Here is a 19679-nt window from a genome sequence, read left to right as displayed (position 1 = left end):
AATGGATTATGACGATCCCACCTTGGCACATCCGATGCCGTCGGGGGGGCGGTTACATCATCAACGCCAATATGCGCCAGAACGCCAGAGGCATGATATATCTCATTCAGTCCATAGTTGTATCATCGCGCACGAGACACTACCCTAACCTTATCAACTGCAGGGTGGTCATGGCGGGACTCGACCGCGTTCTGGTGGCGATTGCGACGCTCGACAGGCCTGTTCTGTTGCGCAGGGCCTTGCTGTCTCTCGATAATCTGCGGAACTCGGCCGGAGTTGTGATGCATGTCCTGGTGGTCGAAAACCGGTCTCCGCTGACGGTTGAGACGATGATTCAAGGACTGCAGCGGGAGGTTTCTTTCCCTCTCTCGCTTCATGCGGCACCTGAGCGGGGGATTTCAAATGCGCGGAACCTCGCGGTCGATTACGCGCTGCGCGGTGGTTTTGACTGGCTCTGCTTCATTGATGATGATGAGGAGGTCGATCCGGACTGGCTCGCCTGCCTGCACCGTTCAGCCGTGCAGGGGGGGCTTGATCTGGCGGGCGGAGCCTGCCTGCCGGTGAATGAGATTGAGCCGCTGACCCGGGGGCAGCGGTTCCTGCTGGATCTGATGACGCGTGAGTGGCGGCGGGAGGCGGCGCTTCTTGAGAGGGCGCTTGCCGGTGCGCCGATCGCCCCGGTTTATCTGCGGACTGCCAATTGGATGTGCCGGGTCTCTGCGCTGCGCAGGCATCATCTGCGTTTTCTGCCGGAGCTGAATCATTGTGGCGGTGAAGACTGTGCCTTCTCTGAAATGGCTTTCGGCTGCGGGCTGAAGCAGGGTTTTGCGCCGGAGGCACTGGTTTATGAGACGGTTCCGGCCAGCCGGCTGAACCTGGGGTATTTGTTTCGCCGCCACCGGGACGCGGCGATCGGGGATGAAATGCGTCACCGGCTGCTGAAAGGGCGCAAAAACCCCCTTCGCCTGATGGCGGAGGCGCTGTTGACCGGGGGGAAAGGGATTGCGCATCTTTTGGGCGCACCTCTCCTCGGGCGGGCGGCGCTTTTGCGGGCGCTGATCCGCTTTGCAATTTGCGCAGGTAAATTCGCCTGGCTGACGGGCAGACAGCCGACCCATTATCTGAAAACCCATGGGTTTTGATAAGGGGCCGGGATTTGCGGTATGAAAAAGCCGCCCGGCCCCCGGGGGGCGGGCGGCTGAGAGGGCTGGAGGCCCTGGTCAGGCGATGTAGCGGATCACCACAAAGATCAGCGCGGACAGAACGCCGGTGGCAGGCACGGTAACCACCCAGGCTGCGCCAATCGCCAGGACGTGATTGCGACGCACGAGTTTGCGGCGTCTGCGCTCTTCCGGCGGCAGAGCGGGGATTTCGGCCTGACGCAGCTGCGTCTTCAGGCGGCGCTCTGCATCCCACTCGCGGAAGAAGCCGACGCCGAAGATCGCGCCGATGGCGATATGGGTCGAGCTGACCGGCATCCCCAGCCAGGAAGCAATGATCACGGTGATCGCAGCCGAGAGTGAGACGCAATAGGCGCGCATCGGGTTCAGCTTGGTGATCTGCTGGCCGACCATACGGATCATATGCGGGCCAAAGAGCATCAGGCCGAAGGAGATCCCGAAAGCACCGATCACCATGACCCAGAGCGGCACTCTGACGGCACCGCCGACATTGCCCGAGGTCGCTTCAACGATCGCCGCCAGCGGGCCAACGGCATTGGCCACGTCGTTTGCGCCATGGGCAAAGCTCAGCAGCGCGGCCGAGACAACCAGCGGGATCGCAAAGAGCACTTTCAGCGACTTGTTGCGGTTCTCAAGGCCCTCAGACTGGCGGCGGATCACCGGAATCATCACCAGCCAGGTAAGGATGCCGACCGCAAGGCCGATCAGCAGCGCGCTCCCCATGGTGATTTTGACGACGTTGCTCAGACCCTTCAGCGCCAGATAGGCGGCGAAAGTGCCCGACATCACCCCGATCAGAACCGGCACCCAGGTGCGGGCAGCGGCGATCTTATCGTCCTGGTAGATGATGCGCGCCTTGATGAACCACAGAAAACCTGCCGCTGCCAGGCCGCCAAGCGCGGGGGAAATGACCCAGCTGGCGACGATCTGGCCCATCATCGCCCAGTTCACCGAGGCCATGCCAGCGGCAATCACGCCTGAACCGAGCACACCGCCCACAACCGCATGGGTCGTCGAGACCGGCGCGCCGATATAGGTCGCAACGTTGACCCAGAGCGCCGAGGCCAGCAGAGCGGCCATCATCACCCAGACAAACTCACCGCTGGCCGAGATGCTGTCGGGCGACACGATGCCCTTCGAGATGGTATCGACCACATCGCCGCCTGCGATCAGCGCACCTGCGCTTTCGAAGATCGCGGCGATCAGGATCGCGCCGCCCATGCTCAGCGCATTGGCCCCCACAGCCGGGCCCATGTTGTTGGCCACGTCATTGGCGCCGATGTTCAGCGCCATATAGGCCCCGATGGCGGCAGCACAGGCAACGATCAGCGTGGTCGACGTCTGCCCGAAAATCAGCGCCGCAGCGAGACCCGAGAGCAGAATGAAGACCAGTGCGATCCCGGGTGCCACCAGCGGCCGAGCGATATATCCGCTCGCCCGCTCAAGCGCGGAAAAGCGGCCCAGGTCGCGGTCCAGCGTCTCTAAGTGGCGCGGTTCAAAATCATGTTCAGCCACGGTGCCCTCGTGTGTTGTCCGGGGGTGCTTTTGCCGGGTTTTATGACAGCTGGCCACCGGATTCTGAGTGGTTTTACTGCCCTGACCGCGGCTTTTCGCGCCTTTTTTGACTTTGTGTAAAACCTTTGTAACAGCCATGTAACACCGGCCTGTGAAAGTGGCTCCCCGCGCGGTGCGCGCGCCCGGCTGAACCGGGGCTTGACGCCCGCGCAGGTGCCGCCATTCTGGAGCCGTCGCGGGCATAAGGCCCGCGGGCCATGCGCCGGGGGAGAGGCCCCGGCTGCAGGCATCAGCAGGGAAGAGGCAGCGATGTTCAGCCATATTTTTGTCGGTACCAGTGATATGGACGCGGCGAAGCGTTTCTATGATGCGACCCTCGGGGCGCTTGGGGTGGCTGAGGGGGTGACCGATCCGAAGGGGCGTCTGTTTTACCGCACCTCCACCGGCACCTTCGGCGTGACCCGTCCGATCAACGGCGAAGCGGCCAGCGGCGCGAATGGCGGCACCATCGGCTTTGCAGCCAGCTCGCCTGAGGCGGTGAAGGCCTGGCATGCGGCAGGGCTGGCGCATGGCGGCACCGCCATCGAGGACCCGCCCGGTGATCGTGGCAATGGCCTCTGGCTCGCTTATCTGCGCGATCCTTCGGGCAACAAGCTCTGCGCGCTCTGCCGCGTGAAATCCTGATGCATCCCGCGGGGACGGCAGAACGTTGCCCGGCCCCGCAGGCGGGGCAATGACCCACAGCGGCGGCACCTCCGGACGGGGGTGCCGCTTTTTTATCTGACGACGACAGGGGCAAAGAATGACATCAGCGACAGAGGCGATCAGCGTCTGGGTGCGGCAGGAAAGCCAGAGCCAGGACGCCGCGGGCGTGAACGCCATGATGGATCTGGTGGCCGCAGAGGTTGCAGGCCAGGCCATCTCAACAGAGCGGATCGCCGGGCGCGAGGGGCTGGGCGATCATCTGGTACTGCGGGCAGGGCCGCAGAACGGGCAGGCGCCGGTTCTGGTGCTCTCACACCTTGATACGGTGCATCCGAAAGGCACGATCAACGGACCGCTGCCTCTTCGGGTTGAGGGGGATAAATTTTACGGCCCCGGTCTTTATGATATGAAGGCAGGCGCCTGGCTTGCGCTGCAGGCCTTCCGTGAGGCGCTGTCTGAGGGGCTGCTGACCCGGCCGGTGACCTTTATCTTCACTGCCGATGAAGAGATCGGCTCGCCGACCAGCCGCGCCCTGATCGAGGCTGAGGCCAAAGGCGCCCGCGCCGCCCTGATCACCGAGCCGGCCCGTCAGGGCGGCAGGATCGTCACGGCCCGCAAAGGCACCGCCTCCTTCGAGATGGAGATCGAGGGCCGCGCCGCGCATGCGGGCGTGAACCATGCTCTGGGGCGCTCAGCCCTGCGGGAGGCGGCGCATCAGGTGCTGACCCTTGAGGGGATGACGGATTATGAGGCCGGCACGACGATTAACGTCGGCCAGCTGAAAGGTGGCACCGTGACCAATGTGGTGCCGCAGTTCGCGAGCCTGAAGATTGACGGACGTGTCTCAAGCCTTGCGGCAGGAGAGGATCTGGTGCGCCGCGTGCTGGCGCTGACACCGCGCACGCCCGATACGACCCTTCACATTCGCGGCGGCATGAACCGTCCGCCTTACGAAAAGACCCCGGAAGTGGCGGCGCTTTTCGATCTGGCAAAGGGGCTCGCGGCTGAGATCGGCTTCACACTTGAAGATGTGCCGATGACCGGCGGCGGATCGGACGGCAACTTCACCGCGGCCCTCGGGGTCCCGACGCTCGACGGGCTGGGGATCGACGGCGACGGGGCACATACCCTGCAGGAACATGGTCTGATCTCCTCGATCGCGCCGCGACAGGCGCTGATGAAGGCTTTGCTGCGCAGCCTTTAAGACCTGATGCGGGCGGGACCTCCGGCCCGCATCCCCCCGGATGAAAGACTCACCTCTGCGCAACGACCTGTGGTTTTGTCACGCATTTGTGCGGGCAGGGCAGGACCCGGCCGGGAGAGGCCTTTTCAGCCCCTGAAGGGGGCCTGCGACAATCTGCCCATCGGGGGGCTTTTGCATCTGCGAAGGCACAATGAAGTGACTTTATTAAGGTCGGACCTTCTGTTCGGTATGCCGTTGCACACCGATCAGAGATCTCAGACTCAAGCTGTCAACTTGTCGCAGGGCAGCCCCGGCTGCGAAGGCCTTGTTTTTCAAACTATTGCACTCAGACGAAGCCCGGAGGCGGCGGAGATCCTTTTCCGGGGCGGGTCAGAGCCCGCCTGACGAACCCGATTTTCCCCGACGCGGCGAAGAACAGACCTGCGCCATCTGCTGCATTGCAGCGAGGGGATCGGGCCCCGTGAGCCCGGCTGCGGCTTTCGTTGACAGGGTAAAACCGCTCTGCCAAAGCGGCCTGCACCGGAGCCGGTCTCCGGTATCGGGAACCCCATCCGCAGCCACGGAGTTTTCCTGGCGCGGGCGAAATGCCGTCCCCGATCCTGCCCGAATGCCATACCAGGTTTCCGCCGCCGAAAGTCACTTTCGTGCGGGCTGGTTGGTTTAACCTGCTGCGCGGCTTACATGCGGAGGCTGTATGATTACGAGACGCGGTTTTATGATTTCAAGCGGTGGTGCCCTGGCGGCGCTTTCGCTTGCCGGAGCAGCTGTGGCTTCAACTGCCGGCGAGAGCCTGGTCAGCATTGCAAGTCCTGCCCGCCCCATGGCGCCGGCTCTGCAGGGTGCAAAGCACCTGGTTCTGAGCGGCGACCGTCTGGCAGATGTGCGCGCCATTGAGGCCGCTCTGAACCGGAATGCGGGGTCGACCCTGCGTCTGTCGCTGGATGCGGCCGATGCTGTGCTCTTTGACGTGGCGCTTACCCGTGTCGGCGTCCAGGCCACCCAAGTTTCCGCGGCTGCCGGTCTTGCCGACTACCGCCTGACCTCCACCGGAGTGTGATCTGATGAAAGCTACCATGCTTCGCATCGCGGCTGTGGCCGCAGTGGCGCTGTCGGCGAATGCCGCTGCTGCCGAAACCATCACCGAGCGCCTCGACGACCGCAAATACTTTGCTGACGGTCAGGCTGCCTGGGAAAAGGTCTGCGCCCGCTGCCACACCACCGTTGACGACAAGACCGACCAGTCGGTCGGCCCGGATCTCTCGGTGGTTGAATATGACGCGGACACGCTGAAGCACTTTGTGCGCAACGGCCACCTGGCCATGCCGGCCTTCGCCGCCGCGCATATCAGCGATGCCCTCATCGTCGAGATCGCCGATTATATGGCGAAAAATGTTTATAAAGGTGAGTGACGCATCATGAGCGATCAAGAATTCGTAGCCCTTCCCGAAGGCGTCACTGCCGAGAACTTTGCGAAAGCCGTTGCTGAGTTCCAGGCCGTTCTGGGTGCTGAAAACGTTCTGACCACGGAAGAGCGTCTGCAGCCCTATTTCAAAACCATGATGCCGGTTGACGACAACGACTACCGCATGTCGGCAGTGGTCCAGGCGACCACCGTTGAGCAGGTTCAGGCTGTCGTCAAAATCTGTAACGAATACAACGTTCCGGTCTGGACCGTCTCGACCGGCCGTAACTTCGGCTACGGCACCTATGGTGTGTCGAAGCGCGGCACCGTTGTGCTTGACCTCAAGCACATGAACAAAATCATCAGCGTTGACCGTGACCTCGGCACCGCGCTGCTTGAGCCGGGCGTGACCTACCAGCAGCTCTTTGACTACCTGCAGGAAAACGACCTGCCGTTCTATCTGTCCTGCCCGGCCCCCTCGGCCATCGCAGGCCCGGTCGGCAACACCATGGACCGCGGCGTGGGCTACACCCCCTACGGTGAGCACTTCATGATGCAGTGCGGCATGGAAGTGGTTCTGGCCAACGGCGAAGTTCTGCGCACCGGTATGGGCGGCGTCGAAGGCTCGACCTCGTGGCAGGTGTTCAAATGGGGCTACGGCCCGTATCTCGACGGGATCTTCACCCAGTCGAACTACGGCATCTGCACCAAGATGGGCATCTGGCTGATGCCGAAGCCGCCGGTCTACAAACCCTTTGGCATCATCTACGACCACGATGATGACATCCAGGAAATCGTTGACCTGCTGCGTCCGCTGCGTCTGTCGAACACCATTCCGAACGCGATCGTTTACGCCAACACCATGTATGAAGCTGCCGGGATCATCTCGCGCACCAAATACTACGATGGTGACGGCTTCACTCCGCCGGAAGTCCTGCAGGAAATCCGCGAGAAAGAAGGCCTCGGTGCCTGGAACGTCTATGCCGCGCTTTACGGCACCCAGGAGCAGGTCGACGTTAACTGGAACATCGTGAAATCGGTCGTTGAAAAGCACGGCAAAGGCCGTCTGATCACCGAAGAAGAGCATGGTGGCACCCAGCCGTTCCAATATCGTGCAGACCTGATGCGTGGTTACATGACCATGCAGGAATTCGGCCTCTATCGCTGGCGCAATGACCGCGGCCAGGGCGGTGGCTCGATGTGGTTCGCACCGGTGACCGTGGCCAAAGGTTCGGAAACGATCGACCAGACCAAACTGGCGACCGAAATCCTGAACAAATACGGTTTCGACTACGTGGGTGAATACATCGTGGGTATGCGCGACATGCACCACATCATCGACGTTCTCTACGACAAATCGTCGGAAGAAGAGACCAAGCGCGCTTACGACTGCTTCAAAGAGCTGATCGAGAAGTTCGCTGAAAAAGGCTACGCCGTGTATCGCGTGAACAACGCCTTCATGGATCAGGTCGCGGATACCTATGGTGAAGCTCAGCGCAACATCAACCGCACCCTGAAGCGCGCGCTGGACCCGAAAGGCATCCTCGCGCCGGGTAAATCGGGCATCGACATCTGATCGACTGCCGGTTGTAATTAACGAGTTCGCAGCCCGAAAGCTCACGCTTTCGGGCTGTTTTGTTGAGCACCGCTTCTCCAGGTAAAGACGTCATTGTCAAAGGGTCAGGCGGGCAGGGCGGATGGTCCCTCCGGGGGGGGTAGGCGCGTCGCGGTGGTCTGTCAGGAAGGCGTTGGAAAATATACGGAATTTCCGTTGTTACTAAGAAACTGCTCCCTGCCACTCACCTGATCGCTGCTGTCTGATGTCGGGTTGCATGAGCGTTGCGGGGGCCGTTGCAGCCAATGAAGATGTGCAGGACTTTGCCATCGATTCGGCTTTGAGTGTCTCCGATATCTGAGTTTGCGCGGCGGCGGGGCAGGGCTCTGCCGCCGCCGCCTCCCTGAAAGGGGGGGAATCGCCTTGAACCCGGAGGCTTTCGGGTATAAAGGCAGCGGGTCTGTCCTCGGGCAGATTTCATTTTTGACAGGCCGTGTGTCCCCATCCGTCGCTGGCGGGGGTTTCCGGCAAGGAGAGCGACATGAAACTTCACGAACTTCGCGATAACGACGGCGCAGCAAAGAAACAGAAACGCGTTGCACGCGGTCCTGGTTCGGGCAAAGGCAAAACTGCCGGCCGTGGTATCAAAGGTCAGAAATCGCGTTCGGGCGTTGCGCTGAATGGCTACGAAGGCGGTCAGATGCCGCTCTACCGTCGCCTGCCGAAGCGCGGCTTCAACAAGCCGAACCGCAAAGAATTCGCAGTCGTCAACCTGGGCCTCATCCAGAAGTTCGTCGAAGCAGGCAAGCTCTCGGCTGCTGCTGAGATCAACGAGGACGCACTGGTTGCAGCAGGCCTGACCTCGCACAAGCGTGACGGCATCCGTATCCTCGCAAAAGGCGAGATCACCACGGCGCTGAACCTCGTCGTTGCAGGTGCTTCGGCAGCAGCAGTTGAGGCGGTTGAGAAGGCTGGCGGCAAGATCACCCTGACGGTGAAAGCTGCTTCGGCTGAATAAGCGGTTGCAGGCGCGGTAAGTCGCGCTTAAATCTGCTCAAGTTTTCCAGCGCCGCCGACCGGGAAACGGTTCGGCGGCGCTTTCATGAAAGAGACCGGACATGGCATCTGCTGCAGAGCAAATGGCGGCCAACCTGAGTTGGGGGGCGCTCGGCAAAGCGACCGACCTGCGCCAGCGTATCTTCTTTACCATCGGCCTGCTGATCGTTTACCGCCTTGGCACTTACATTCCTGTGCCTGGCATTGATGCCTTTGCTCTAAAAGAGTTTATGGATCAGGCGGCGACCGGCATCGGTGGCATGCTTAATATGTTTACCGGCGGTGCAATCAGCCGGATGGGGATCTTCGCCCTGGGGATTATGCCCTATATCTCGGCGTCGATCATCGTGCAGCTCGTGGGGGCGATGTATAAGCCCTGGGAGCAGCTGAAAAAAGAAGGCGAGGCCGGCCGTAAGAAGCTGAACCAGTACACCCGCTTCGGCACGGTGATTCTGGCGGTCTTTCAGGCCTGGGGTATCGCCGTTTCGCTTGAGGCCGGGGATCTGGCCCATGATCCGGGGATGTTCTTCCGCATCGCCGCTGTCATCACCCTCGTGGGTGGCACCATGTTCCTGATGTGGCTGGGTGAGCAGATCACGCAGCGCGGCATCGGCAACGGCATTTCGCTCATCATCTTCGTCGGTATCGTTGCTGAGATCCCGGGCGCGCTGGCTCAGTTCTTCGCGCAGGGCTGGTCGGGCGTTATTCATCCGGCTGTCATCATCGGCATTCTGGTGATGGTTGTGGGCGTCATCGCGGCTGTGGTCTTTGTTGAGCGTGCGCTGCGCAAGATCCACATCCAGTATCCCCGTCGTCAGGTGGGCATGAAAGTCTATGACGGCGGATCGTCGCACCTGCCGATCAAAGTCAACCCGGCGGGCGTTATTCCGGCGATCTTTGCCTCGTCGCTGCTGCTGCTTCCGGTCACGATCTCGACCTTCTCGGGCGGCAACACCGGCCCGGTGATGTCAACGATTCTTGCCTATTTCGGTCCTGGTCAGCCGCTGTACCTCGTGTTCTTCGCGCTGATGATCGTCTTCTTCAGCTATTTCTACACCTTCAACGTCTCCTTCAAGACCGAGGAAGTGGCCGAGAACCTGAAGAACCAGACTGGCTTTATTCCCGGCATCCGCCCGGGTAAGAAGACCGAAGATTACCTGAACTACGTGGTCACCCGCGTTCTGGTTCTGGGATCTGCCTATCTGGTTGCGGTCTGTCTGCTGCCTGAGATTCTGCGCAATCAGCTGTCGGTTCCCTTCTACTTTGGTGGGACTTCCGTTCTGATCGTGGTCTCGGTAACGATGGACACCATCAACCAGGTACAAAGCCATCTGCTGGCCCATCAATATGAGGGCCTGATCGAAAAGAGCCGTCTGTCCGGTAAGAAGCGCGGCAACCGCGCACCGGCCCGCCGCTGAGTTAGGGAGCACTGAACCATGCCGAATATCATTCTCCTCGGGCCGCCGGGCGCAGGGAAGGGAACCCAGGCGAAGCGACTTGAGGAAGAGCGCGGCATGGTGCAGCTCTCGACCGGTGACATGCTTCGCGCCGCCAAAACCAGCGGCACGGAGATGGGTAAGCGCGTGGCTGAAGTCATGGAGCGTGGTGAGCTGGTCACCGATGAGATCGTGATCGGTCTGATCGAAGAGAAGCTCTCCGGCGCACAGGGCGGCGGCTTCATCTTTGACGGCTTCCCGCGCACGCTGCCTCAGGCAGATGCTCTCGGGCGTCTGATGGAGAAGATGGGTCAGAAGCTCGATGCCGTCATCGAGATGCAGGTTGATGATGCGGCGCTGGTCGCCCGCATCACCGGCCGCTATACCTGCGGCGATTGCGGTGCGGTCTATCACGATGAGACCAAACCCACGAAGGTTGAGGGCACCTGCGATGTCTGCGGCGGTCACAAGATGACCCGTCGTGCAGATGACAACGCCGATGCGCTGAAGACCCGTCTGATGGAATACTACAAAAAGACTTCGCCGCTGATCGGCTATTATTATGCCAAGGATCAGCTGAGCGGTGTTGACGGACTGGCCGAAATGGATTCAGTCTCCAAAGCGATTGCCGGCGTCCTTGACCGCTGAGGCTCTGCCCCAGCTTGACGGAGCCTGCAAAACCCCATAGGGATCAGCCTCCCTATGGGAATCATTGTCTGGTTTTCGGACCGGACGAATCACCTCGATGCGATGCATACTGCCCCTTGTTCCCGTAACTTTGGGTTATGCGTTGTGAAAAAAGGTTCTGGCATCACGGAACCGCAACGAAAGGACTTGCGCATGGCACGTATTGCTGGCGTCAACATCCCGACTGCAAAACGCGTACCGATCGCGCTGCAGTACATCCACGGCATCGGCGCTCACGTCGCTGAGCAGATCTGCGAAGCTGTGGGTATCGATCGCACCCGCCGCGTCAACGAACTGTCGGACGCCGAAGTTCTCGCAATCCGCGAGCACATCGACGCCACCTTCACCGTTGAAGGCGACCTGCGTCGTGAAGTCTCGACCAACATCAAGCGTCTGATGGACCTCGGCTGCTACCGCGGCCTGCGTCACCGTAAGAACCTCCCGGTTCGCGGTCAGCGTACCCATACCAACGCTCGCACCCGTAAGGGCCCTGCGAAGCCGATCGCCGGCAAGAAGAAGTAAGGGAGCGCTGAAACATGGCACGTGATACCAAAGCCCGCGCTGGTAAGAAAAAAGAGCGTAAGAATATCGCATCGGGCGTCGCCCATGTGAATTCTTCGTTCAACAACACCAAAATCCTCATCTCTGACGTTCAGGGCAACGCGATCTCCTGGTCGTCGGCTGGCACCATGGGCTTCAAGGGTTCGCGTAAATCGACCCCCTACGCCGCACAGATGGCTGCTGAGGACGCTGGTAAAAAAGCTCAGGAACACGGCGTGAAAACGCTGGAAGTCGAAGTTCAGGGCCCGGGTTCGGGTCGTGAATCGGCACTGCGCGCCCTGGCTGCCATCGGCTTCAACATCACCTCGATCCGTGATGTGACCCCGATCGCACACAACGGCTGCCGTCCGCCGAAGCGTCGTCGCGTCTGAGCCGCGAACAGCATCATAAGGCCGTGCCCCCGGGCGCGGCCTGCACGTATTTTACGACCCTCGGGCGTCTGTCGTTTAGGGACATGGACGACAGACAGGAATGGAGGCGCATCGCATGATCCACAAGAACTGGCAGGAACTGATCAAGCCGCAACAGCTCGAGGTCAAGCCGGGTGTCGACGCGTCGCGCGTTGCAACCGTCATCGCCGAACCGCTGGAGCGTGGCTTTGGTCTGACGCTCGGCAACGCTCTGCGTCGCATTCTGATGTCGTCGCTTCAGGGCGCCGCCATCACCAGCGTCCAGATCGACAACGTTCTGCACGAATTCTCCTCGGTTGCCGGTGTGCGTGAAGACGTCACCGATATCGTTCTGAACCTGAAGGGCGTTGCCCTGCGCATGGATATCGAAGGGCCCAAGCGCCTCTCGATCTCGGCAAAAGGTCCGGGCGTTGTGACCGCCGGCGACATCACCGAAGTCGGTGGCGTCACCATCCTGAACAAAGACCACGTCATCTGCCACCTGGATGACGGCGCGGATGTGTTCATGGAACTGACCGTAAACACCGGCAAAGGCTATGTTTCGGCGGATAAGAACCGTCCGGAAGATGCCCCGATCGGTCTGATCCCGATCGATGCGATCTACTCGCCGGTCAAGAAAGTCAGCTACGAAGTCACCCCGACCCGCGAAGGTCAGGTTCTGGACTACGACAAGCTGACCATGAAAATCGAAACCGACGGTTCGCTGACCCCGGATGATGCAGTGGCCTATGCTGCGCGCATCCTTCAGGACCAGCTGTCGATCTTCGTTAACTTCGAAGAGCCGGAATCGGCAAAAGCAGGTGAGATCGACACCGGTCTCGAATTCAACCCGCTGCTGCTGAAGAAGGTTGACGAGCTTGAGCTGTCGGTCCGTTCGGCCAACTGCCTCAAGAACGACAACATCGTCTACATCGGCGATCTTATCCAGAAAACCGAAGCCGAGATGCTCCGCACCCCGAACTTCGGCCGCAAGTCGCTCAACGAGATCAAAGAAGTTCTCGCGAACATGCAGCTGCACCTGGGTATGGAAGTCGAAGACTGGCCGCCGGAAAACATCGAAGATCTGGCAAAGCGCTTCGAAGATCAGTTCTGATCCGCATTGCTTGACTTTTGAGGGGGGCGTGTCTACACGCCCCCTTTATAAATGCCGGCGTGGGCCGGGAACTTACGGGCATGGTGCCCCAATGATGTCGGAACCTACGCAGTTCTGGCTCTACAAAGTAAAATAAGCACTGGAGAAGACCCATGCGTCACGCACGCGGCTACCGTCGCCTTAACCGTACCCACGAGCACCGCAAAGCTCTCTTCGCGAACATGTCGGGCGCCCTGATCGAGCACGAGCAGATCAAGACCACCCTGCCGAAAGCGAAAGAACTGCGTCCGATCGTTGAAAAACTGATCACGCTCGCGAAACGCGGCGACCTGCACGCCCGTCGTCAGGCACGTGCTGCCCTCAAAGAAGACAAGCACCTCGCACGTCTCTTTGACATCCTCGGCCCGCGCTACAAAGAGCGTCAGGGTGGCTACATCCGTATCATGAAAGCCGGCTTCCGTTACGGCGACATGGCACCGATGGCTATCATTGAGTTCGTTGACCGCGACACCTCGGCCAAAGGCGCTGGCGATCGTGCCCGTCTGGAAGCTGAGTTCGCAGCTGAAGAATAATCACCGGGCGAAAGCCTTTTGTGATTGAAAAGGCCCGCCGGTTCCGGCGGGTCTTTTTGCTTTTCGGGGCCATCCCTGAAGAAAAGCCCCCGCGCTGTGGCTTGCCCGCGGCCAGGGGCGTAACCATATTTCTGTGAGAGAGATTTTTCCCGGAGGAAGCATGGCTTACGCGCGTTTGGCACGGCGGATGTCGGTGGCGGTTCTGATGGCGGCGCTGACTGCTGCGCCGGGGATGGCGCAGCAGGTGCCCGCCTCGCGCGGAGAGATCGCGCTGAGTTTTTCTCCGGTGGTGAAAGTGGCGGCGCCCTCCGTCGTCAGCATCTATGCCACCAAGGTGGTGGAACGGCGTGTCAGCCCCTTCGCGGGGGATCCGATGTTTGAGCGGCTCTTTCGTGATTTCGGCGCTGTGCGGCCTGAGGTGCAGAACTCTCTGGGTTCAGGCGTGATCGTGGGCTCTGAGGGGCTGGTGGTTTCGAACTACCATGTCGTTGACGGTGCGCAGGAAATCACCGTGCTGCTGCAGGACCGCCGCCAGATGAAGGCAGAGGTGGTGCTCTCGGATCAGGACAACGATCTTGCGGTGCTGAAACTTGAAGGGGCAGAGGGACTGCCCGCGATTACTTTGCGTGACAGCGATGAGGTGGAGGTCGGGGATCTGGTCCTCGCCATCGGCAACCCCTTCGGCCTCGATCAGACGGTGAGCATGGGGATCATCTCGGCCCTCTCGCGTTCGGCGATTTCAGTGGGCGACGGGCGCGGCTATTTCCTGCAGACCGATGCGGCGATCAACCCCGGCAACTCTGGTGGCGCGCTGGTCGATCATCAGGGCCGTCTTGTGGGTATCAACACCGCGATCCTGTCGCAGTCGGGCGGTTCGAACGGGGTGGGCTTTGCAATCCCCTCAAATCTGGTGCGCGCCGTCGTGGCGCAGGCGGCTGAGGGGAAGGACCGCTTCATGCGGCCCTGGGCCGGGGTCACGGGGCAGGCGGTCGATGGCACGCTTTCGGAAAGCCTTGGCCTCACCCATCCTGAGGGGGTGCTGATTTCTGGTCTGCATCCGGCCAGCCCCTTTGCCGCTGCAGGTCTGCGCTCGGGCGATCTGATCCGCAGTTTCAACGGCCATGTCGTCAACGGCCCGGCTGAGATGATCTACCGCATGTCCGAACTGGGCCTGGGTGAGAAGGCGACGGTCAGCTATCGGCGCAGCGGCAAAGATCTGGAGGCAGAGGTTGAAATGATCCTGCCCCCCGACAGCCCCGCCCGCGATCCCCGGCGGCTCGGGCGCGATGCAGGCCCCCTTCAGGGGCTGGAGGTGATGCAGCTGAACCCCAGCGTCCAGGCTGAACTGAAGCTTGAGGCCAATATGTCCGAGGCCGTGGTGGTGACTGCCGTGTCGGGCTGGGCGGCGGAAGCAGGCCTGCGTCCGCGCGATTTCCTGGTCGCCATCAACGGGCGAGAGGTGAGCAGTCCCGCAGAGGTGGAGGCGGCAGCGGCGGCTGAGGCGGCACGGCGCAACCGCTCCTGGGCGGTCTCGGTGATCCGCGCGGGGCGTCCGGTGACTTTGCGTTTCCGCACCTGAGGCAGGCGGGGGAGGGGGGGCTGCCACTCTGGGCAGGCTCCCGCTTTCACGCTAAGGTGAGGCCGATGTTTTCAGGTGAGCCGCATGACCCAGATTTTTGCCTATACCGATGGTGCCTGTTCGGGCAATCCCGGCCCTGGGGGCTGGGGGGTGCTGCTGCTGGCGCGCCGGGATGGCGAAGTGGTCAAAGAGCTGACCCTTCAGGGCGGAGAGCCCGAGACCACCAACAACCGCATGGAACTGATGGCCGCCATTCAGGCGCTTGAGGCGCTTGGGCGGCCCAGTGCCATCACGGTGGTCACCGACTCGGCCTATGTGAAAAACGGCGTGACCGGCTGGATTTTCGGCTGGAAGAAGAACGGCTGGAAAACCGCGGACCGCAAGCCGGTGAAGAATGTCGATCTCTGGCAGGCGCTGGATGCGGCCCAGGCGCGCCATCAGGTCACCTGGCAGTGGATCAAGGGCCACGCGGGCCATGCTGAGAATGAGCGGGCAGATGAACTGGCCCGCGCCGGAATGGCGCCCTTTAAGCAGATGAAAACCGCATGACGCTGATCGGGGTGCTGGATCTGGCTTCGGTTGTGATCTTTGCCCTGACGGGGGCGTTGGCGGCCAGCCGCGCCCAGCTTGATGTGATCGGCTTTATCTTTCTGGGCTGTCTGACCGCGGTGGGGGGCGGAACGGTTCGCGATGTGCTGCTCAACCGCGATGTCTTCTGGATGGTCGCCCCGCAGTTTCTGGGGGCGGCAACGGCGGCAGCGGTGCTGGTGTTCTTCACCGCCCATCTGCTGGAAAGCCGTCTCAAGGCGCTCGACTGGCTTGATGCCATGGCACTTGCGGTGGCCGTTCCGGCCGGGGTGGGGGCTGCACTCTCCATGGGGCAGTCCTGGCCCATCGTGCTGGTGATGGGGGTGGTGACGGGCTGCCTGGGCGGGCTGATGCGCGATGTGGTCTGCAATGAGGTGCCGCTCGTGCTGAAACAGGGAGAGCTTTACGTCACCTGTTGCTTTGCGGGCAGTGCCACCGCGCTTTTGCTGCGCCAGCTTCCCGCAGGGACTTTACCGACAGGTTCTGCGCTTATTGGCTGCGGGGTGATGGTCTTTGCCCTGCGGGCAGGCTCGATGGCTTTTGGCTGGCGTCTGCCGGTTTATAAATCACGCCCGCCAAGGGCGAAAAGATAAGCACCGCGCAGACGGTGCGGGAAGGACGAGTGAGATGGGTCGTGCACGGAAAGTGCCCGATGAGGTGGTCTTTGAGGCGGTGTTGTCGCTTCTGGCCAGCCGCGGGGAAAAAGCCGTGACCTTCGCCGCCATCGCAGAGCGGGCCGGGCTTGCGGCCTCCTCTCTGGCTGAGCGTCACGGCACGGTTGCCGCCATGATCGCCGACAGCCGGGATGCCGCCTGGCAGCGGCTTGAAGCGCTGACGGAACTGGCTTCGGCAGAAGCAGGGCGCGATGCCAAAGGCGCCATTCAGTTTCTGAAACGGCTGAACGGTGCGCTGCTGCCGGTGGCCCGTCTGCAGCCGCAGCGCGCTGTAAGCTGGCGTGCCCGGGTCGAGGCTGAGATCGCTTTGCGCCTTGGCGGCGGGGCAAAGGGCCGCGATGCGGCCGCAATGCTGTTTTCCGTCTGGTATGCGCAGACCGCCTGGCCGGGGCCGGAGAGCAGCCGCCTGCGTCTTAAAGACGTGCTGCGCCGTCTGGGGCTGACTTAAGCGTCCCGGGCCCAGTCGGGCAGGGGGGCTGAAGGCAGCATCTTGCCCCGACATTCGCCAAAGCCGATGCGGAAGCCTTCGCCGCGGGCATGGCCGCGCAGAATCACGCTGTCGCCGTCTTCCAGAAAGCCCCGGGTCACGCCGGGCGCGATCTCGAAGGGCTCTTTGCCGCCCTGCGACAGCTCCAGCATCGAGCCATAGCTGCCCGCATCCGGCCCCGAGATGGTGCCTGAGCCGATGAGATCGCCCACCGAGGTCGGTGCACCGCTGATCGCCTGATGCGCCAGCTGCTGCGCTGAGGCATAGTAAAGATGGCGGCTGTTGGTGCGCGAGACGACCTTCTCGGGATAGCCCTCTGCCTGCAGCGCGACTTCAAGATCGATGTCGTAAAAGATCGGTCCCGGCTCACGCAGATAGGCCAGCAGCGGCTGGTGACGCTCAGGCGCGGGGCGGCGGAAGTTCTCAAGCGCCGCTTTCATCACGATCCAGGGGCTGATGGTGGTGGCGCTGGCTTTGGCGGTGAAAGGCCCCATGGGATTGGCCTCCCAGGCCTGGAAATCCCGCGCCGACCAGTCGTTGAGCAGGACATAGCCAAAGATCATCTCATCCGCCTGAGCGACCGAGATCGGACCCTCAGCGGGCTGACCGATCACCGCGCCGAGTTCCAGCTCAAAGTCAAAGCGCCGCGTGGGGCTGAGGATGGAGCGATCCTGACCGGAGGGTTTGATCTGACCGACAGGCCGCCGGATTCCGGTGCCCGAGACGATGACTGAGGAGGCCCGACCGTTATAGGCCAGCGGCATCTGCGCCCAGTTCGGCGTCAGCATCGGTGTTTTGCCTTTGAACATCCGGCTGACATTCTCGGCGTGATAGCGGCCGGAGTAAAAATCCGTGAGTTCGCCGACGATGAAGGGCAGATGCATCCGGGCGGCGGATTGCGGCACCAGCATTTCGCTGACCTGTGCCTGCACCGGAGCGCCTTCCGTCAGAAAGCCCAGCAGCAGAATGCGAAACCGCGCCCAGGCCGCGGGACCAAGCTCCATCAGCGGGTTCCAGAAGGGCGCGTCAAAAATGGGCGACTCGGCCAGTTTCAGAAGACCTGCCGCCTCAAGCGCGGTGACATCAAGGATCTGATCGCCGATGGCCACACCGCAGCGCAGCCCCGTGGCAGGAGTGGAGAAAACACCGCAGGGCAGGTTGTTCAGCGGAAAATCAGTCTCCGGCGTATTGGCGCTTTCCACCCAGGACCGCATCAACGGCATGTTTTCTCCTCCCTGTTGAGCGGCGGACAGCATGTCGGGCTGCCTGCGGCAAGGCAAGGGGGCGGGGGGAAGATTGAGGAAATTGTGATCTTCAGGGCAGATAATCTGCCCCCGGCAGACAGGCGGGGGGCGCTTCAGTCGCGCCTGGCCACGTCTTTATGGATGATCAGATCGACCTGAGGGTAGCTCTCGCGGATCGCCCGGCGCAGACCGGCGCCGATGTCATGGGCTTCGTGCAGCGGCAGATTTCCGTCGAGTTCGATGTGAAGCTGCGCGAAGATCTGGCTGCCCGAGGTGCGGGTCTTGAGATCATGCCAGGAGATGACCCCCGGCCATGTGTCCGCAATCGCACTGATCCCGGCGATGATCTCCGGGTCGGCGCGACGGTCCATAAGCGCATCCCAGGCACCGCGCCCGATGCCTGCGGCCCCTTTCAGCAAAACCAGTGCCGCGATGACGGCGACAATGGCATCGAGTTGCCAGATCCCAAAGTATTTCGAGGCCAGAAGCGCCAGAATGGAGCCGGCTGCGGGCAAAAGATCGGCCATATAATGCAGCCGGTCCGCTGCGATGACCCGATTGCCGGTCCGGCCTGCCACATAGCCCTGCCACCAGACCAGTGCCATGGTGATCGCCATGCTCAGCACCATGGCGAGAACGCCCCAGCCCTCAGCCGCCAGCTGCGGCGGCTCTTCGGCCTGAAAGCGCAGGACCGCGCCTGAGATCAGCCCGATGGCAGAGAGGATCAGGATCAGCGCCTGAAAAAGTGCCGTCAGATCTTCGACAGAGGTGTGACCGAAGGCGTGATCTTCATCGGGGGGACGCGCGGCGTAAAAGATCGCTGTGATCGCCCCGAGGCTCATCATCAGATCGAGACCGGAATCCACCAGTGAGGCCGCGATCGACAGCGCATCGGTCTTCACCAGCGCCGCGATTTTGATCACGATCAGCGCCATGGCGGCAAAGACGGAAGCTTTGGCGGCCCGAAGGTTCAGCTGGTGATGCTCGGTCATGGTGGGACACCTTCCGCCTTTAATGGCTCAGGCGGGGGGACTTATTCGAAAACCTCGCCTGGCTCCACCCCCCAGATATCGGACTTTTTGACCCAGCCCCGAATGCCCTCAGCCGAGATGCGGCACCAGTCGGGCTGGCATTCCAGCAGGCGCACCACTGCCCTTTGCTGCGCGCGGGCCGTGAGGCTGCCGTGACCGCCGGGGGCGTCGTAGATATCGGCCATCTCGGCCATAATCATGGCCGAGCGGTTATTGGACAAAAGGGCGAAATGCATCCAGCCGCCCGCGCCTTCGCTGTCTTCAACGCGGCGCCAGTTTTCATATTCGGCGGTGACTTTCAGCGGCAGGCCCTGGCGCTGGTAGATCCAGTCAACCCGGTGGTCCGAGGCGGGGCCGCGCCGCGCCCGCGCCTCAGCCCCTTTGAGCGAGACATAGCGCGGCAGGGGGCGGCGGGTGACGCAGCCGATCCCCGGCGGGCAGTCTTTGGAGCCTGAACGGGCCACGGGGGCTGCGGCGGCGGGAGCCGGCCCCTCGCCGGCGGTGCCGCTGCTGCTTTCTTCTTCCTCTGCCGCAGGGGCCTCCTGGCTGAAAGCCGCGCCGTGAGGCAGAAGGCTCAGGGTCGCCAGAGAGGCCAGGGTCAGCGCAATCAGGGTCAGCCGCATCATTCTATCTGTCCACAGGGGCATAGGCCCGGAGAAGGAAAGCCGGGCGCGGGGTCTTTTCACCCTCGCGTCACGC

The 19679-nt window shown here is 61.9% G+C and carries 21 protein-coding genes; 17 read left to right on the top strand and 4 right to left on the bottom strand.

The features are described 5' to 3' along the window. Positions 1-170 precede the first annotated feature (170 nt). Complete coding sequence (locus tag EP867_RS07910; protein WP_164888797.1) at positions 171-1142, top strand: glycosyltransferase family 2 protein; 972 nt, start codon at positions 171-173, stop codon at positions 1140-1142. A 78-nt stretch (positions 1143-1220) separates the two neighbouring features. On the opposite strand, the gene EP867_RS07905 is transcribed toward EP867_RS07910, so the two are convergent. Continuing rightward, positions 1221-2696 carry an inorganic phosphate transporter gene (locus EP867_RS07905; protein WP_128487912.1) on the bottom strand — a complete coding sequence of 492 codons (1476 nt, stop codon included), beginning with the start codon at positions 2694-2696 and terminating at the stop codon, positions 1221-1223. Between the two features lie 309 nt (positions 2697-3005). Here EP867_RS07905 and EP867_RS07900 point away from each other — a divergent pair, with 309 nt between their 5' ends. From EP867_RS07900 to EP867_RS07825, 16 genes are all read left to right on the top strand, one after another. Further along, positions 3006-3380 (top strand): VOC family protein, encoded by a 375-nt coding sequence (locus EP867_RS07900; protein ID WP_128487910.1) that lies wholly within the window; start codon positions 3006-3008, stop codon positions 3378-3380. Positions 3381-3498: 118 nt separating this feature from the next. Next, a complete protein-coding gene (locus EP867_RS07895) occupies positions 3499-4605 on the top strand; it encodes a M20 family metallopeptidase (protein WP_128487908.1) in 1107 nt (368 codons plus the stop codon). 694 nt (positions 4606-5299) lie between these two features. Next, entirely contained in the window at positions 5300-5662 is a 363-nt protein-coding gene (locus EP867_RS07890) for a hypothetical protein (RefSeq protein ID WP_128487906.1), read from the top strand. A 4-nt stretch (positions 5663-5666) separates the two neighbouring features. Further along, on the top strand, positions 5667-6014 hold the full coding sequence (locus tag EP867_RS07885) for a c-type cytochrome (RefSeq protein WP_128487904.1): 348 nt from the start codon (positions 5667-5669) through the stop codon (positions 6012-6014). A gap of 6 nt (positions 6015-6020) precedes the next feature. Further along, entirely contained in the window at positions 6021-7583 is a 1563-nt protein-coding gene (locus EP867_RS07880; RefSeq protein ID WP_128487902.1) for an FAD-binding oxidoreductase, read from the top strand. 520 nt (positions 7584-8103) lie between these two features. Further along, on the top strand, positions 8104-8580 hold the full coding sequence (gene rplO, locus EP867_RS07875; RefSeq protein WP_128487900.1) for a 50S ribosomal protein L15: 477 nt from the start codon (positions 8104-8106) through the stop codon (positions 8578-8580). A 100-nt stretch (positions 8581-8680) separates the two neighbouring features. Next, positions 8681-10036 (top strand): preprotein translocase subunit SecY, encoded by a 1356-nt coding sequence (gene secY / locus EP867_RS07870; protein WP_128487898.1) that lies wholly within the window; start codon positions 8681-8683, stop codon positions 10034-10036. 18 nt (positions 10037-10054) lie between these two features. Continuing rightward, a complete protein-coding gene (locus EP867_RS07865) occupies positions 10055-10702 on the top strand; it encodes an adenylate kinase (RefSeq protein ID WP_128487896.1) in 648 nt (215 codons plus the stop codon). A 192-nt stretch (positions 10703-10894) separates the two neighbouring features. Then, positions 10895-11263, top strand: a complete 369-nt coding sequence (gene rpsM, locus EP867_RS07860) for a 30S ribosomal protein S13 (RefSeq protein ID WP_128487894.1) — start codon at positions 10895-10897, stop codon at positions 11261-11263. A gap of 14 nt (positions 11264-11277) precedes the next feature. Next, the gene (gene rpsK / locus EP867_RS07855; RefSeq protein ID WP_128487891.1) at positions 11278-11673 is read left to right on the top strand and encodes a 30S ribosomal protein S11; all 396 of its coding nucleotides are present in this window, start codon (positions 11278-11280) and stop codon (positions 11671-11673) included. A gap of 115 nt (positions 11674-11788) precedes the next feature. Beyond that, on the top strand, positions 11789-12805 hold the full coding sequence (locus EP867_RS07850; protein ID WP_124966407.1) for a DNA-directed RNA polymerase subunit alpha: 1017 nt from the start codon (positions 11789-11791) through the stop codon (positions 12803-12805). 152 nt (positions 12806-12957) lie between these two features. Then, complete coding sequence (gene rplQ / locus EP867_RS07845) at positions 12958-13377, top strand: 50S ribosomal protein L17 (protein WP_128487889.1); 420 nt, start codon at positions 12958-12960, stop codon at positions 13375-13377. Positions 13378-13537: 160 nt separating this feature from the next. Continuing rightward, complete coding sequence (locus EP867_RS07840; RefSeq protein ID WP_128487887.1) at positions 13538-14956, top strand: Do family serine endopeptidase; 1419 nt, start codon at positions 13538-13540, stop codon at positions 14954-14956. Positions 14957-15040: 84 nt separating this feature from the next. Further along, entirely contained in the window at positions 15041-15505 is a 465-nt protein-coding gene (rnhA, locus tag EP867_RS07835) for a ribonuclease HI (protein ID WP_128487885.1), read from the top strand. Further along, the gene (locus EP867_RS07830) at positions 15502-16137 is read left to right on the top strand and encodes a trimeric intracellular cation channel family protein (protein WP_128487883.1); all 636 of its coding nucleotides are present in this window, start codon (positions 15502-15504) and stop codon (positions 16135-16137) included. The genes rnhA and EP867_RS07830 overlap by 4 nt, the downstream gene beginning before the upstream one ends. Before the next feature lie 34 nt (positions 16138-16171). Continuing rightward, positions 16172-16666 carry a hypothetical protein gene (locus EP867_RS07825; protein WP_128487881.1) on the top strand — a complete coding sequence of 165 codons (495 nt, stop codon included), beginning with the start codon at positions 16172-16174 and terminating at the stop codon, positions 16664-16666. Here the strand turns inward: EP867_RS07825 and fahA are convergent. The 3 genes from fahA to EP867_RS07810 all read right to left on the bottom strand — a co-directional run bounded on the left by fahA (position 16663) and on the right by EP867_RS07810 (position 19606). Beyond that, positions 16663-17928: a fumarylacetoacetase gene (fahA, locus tag EP867_RS07820; RefSeq protein WP_128487879.1), complete on the bottom strand. Its 1266-nt coding sequence runs from the start codon at positions 17926-17928 to the stop codon at positions 16663-16665. The two genes, EP867_RS07825 and fahA, sit on opposite strands and share 4 nt — an antisense overlap. A 134-nt stretch (positions 17929-18062) precedes the next feature. Then, on the bottom strand, positions 18063-18941 hold the full coding sequence (locus EP867_RS07815; protein WP_128487877.1) for a cation diffusion facilitator family transporter: 879 nt from the start codon (positions 18939-18941) through the stop codon (positions 18063-18065). A 41-nt stretch (positions 18942-18982) separates the two neighbouring features. Beyond that, positions 18983-19606: an SH3 domain-containing protein gene (locus EP867_RS07810; protein ID WP_241656856.1), complete on the bottom strand. Its 624-nt coding sequence runs from the start codon at positions 19604-19606 to the stop codon at positions 18983-18985. Between the last annotated feature and the right edge of the window lie 73 nt (positions 19607-19679).

Source organism: Falsigemmobacter intermedius, assembly GCF_004054105.1.
Classification (GTDB): Bacteria; Pseudomonadota; Alphaproteobacteria; order Rhodobacterales; family Rhodobacteraceae; genus Wagnerdoeblera; species Wagnerdoeblera intermedia.
The sequence above is the reverse complement of the archived record's forward strand: the minus strand, read 5'-3'. Positions and strand labels throughout refer to the sequence as shown.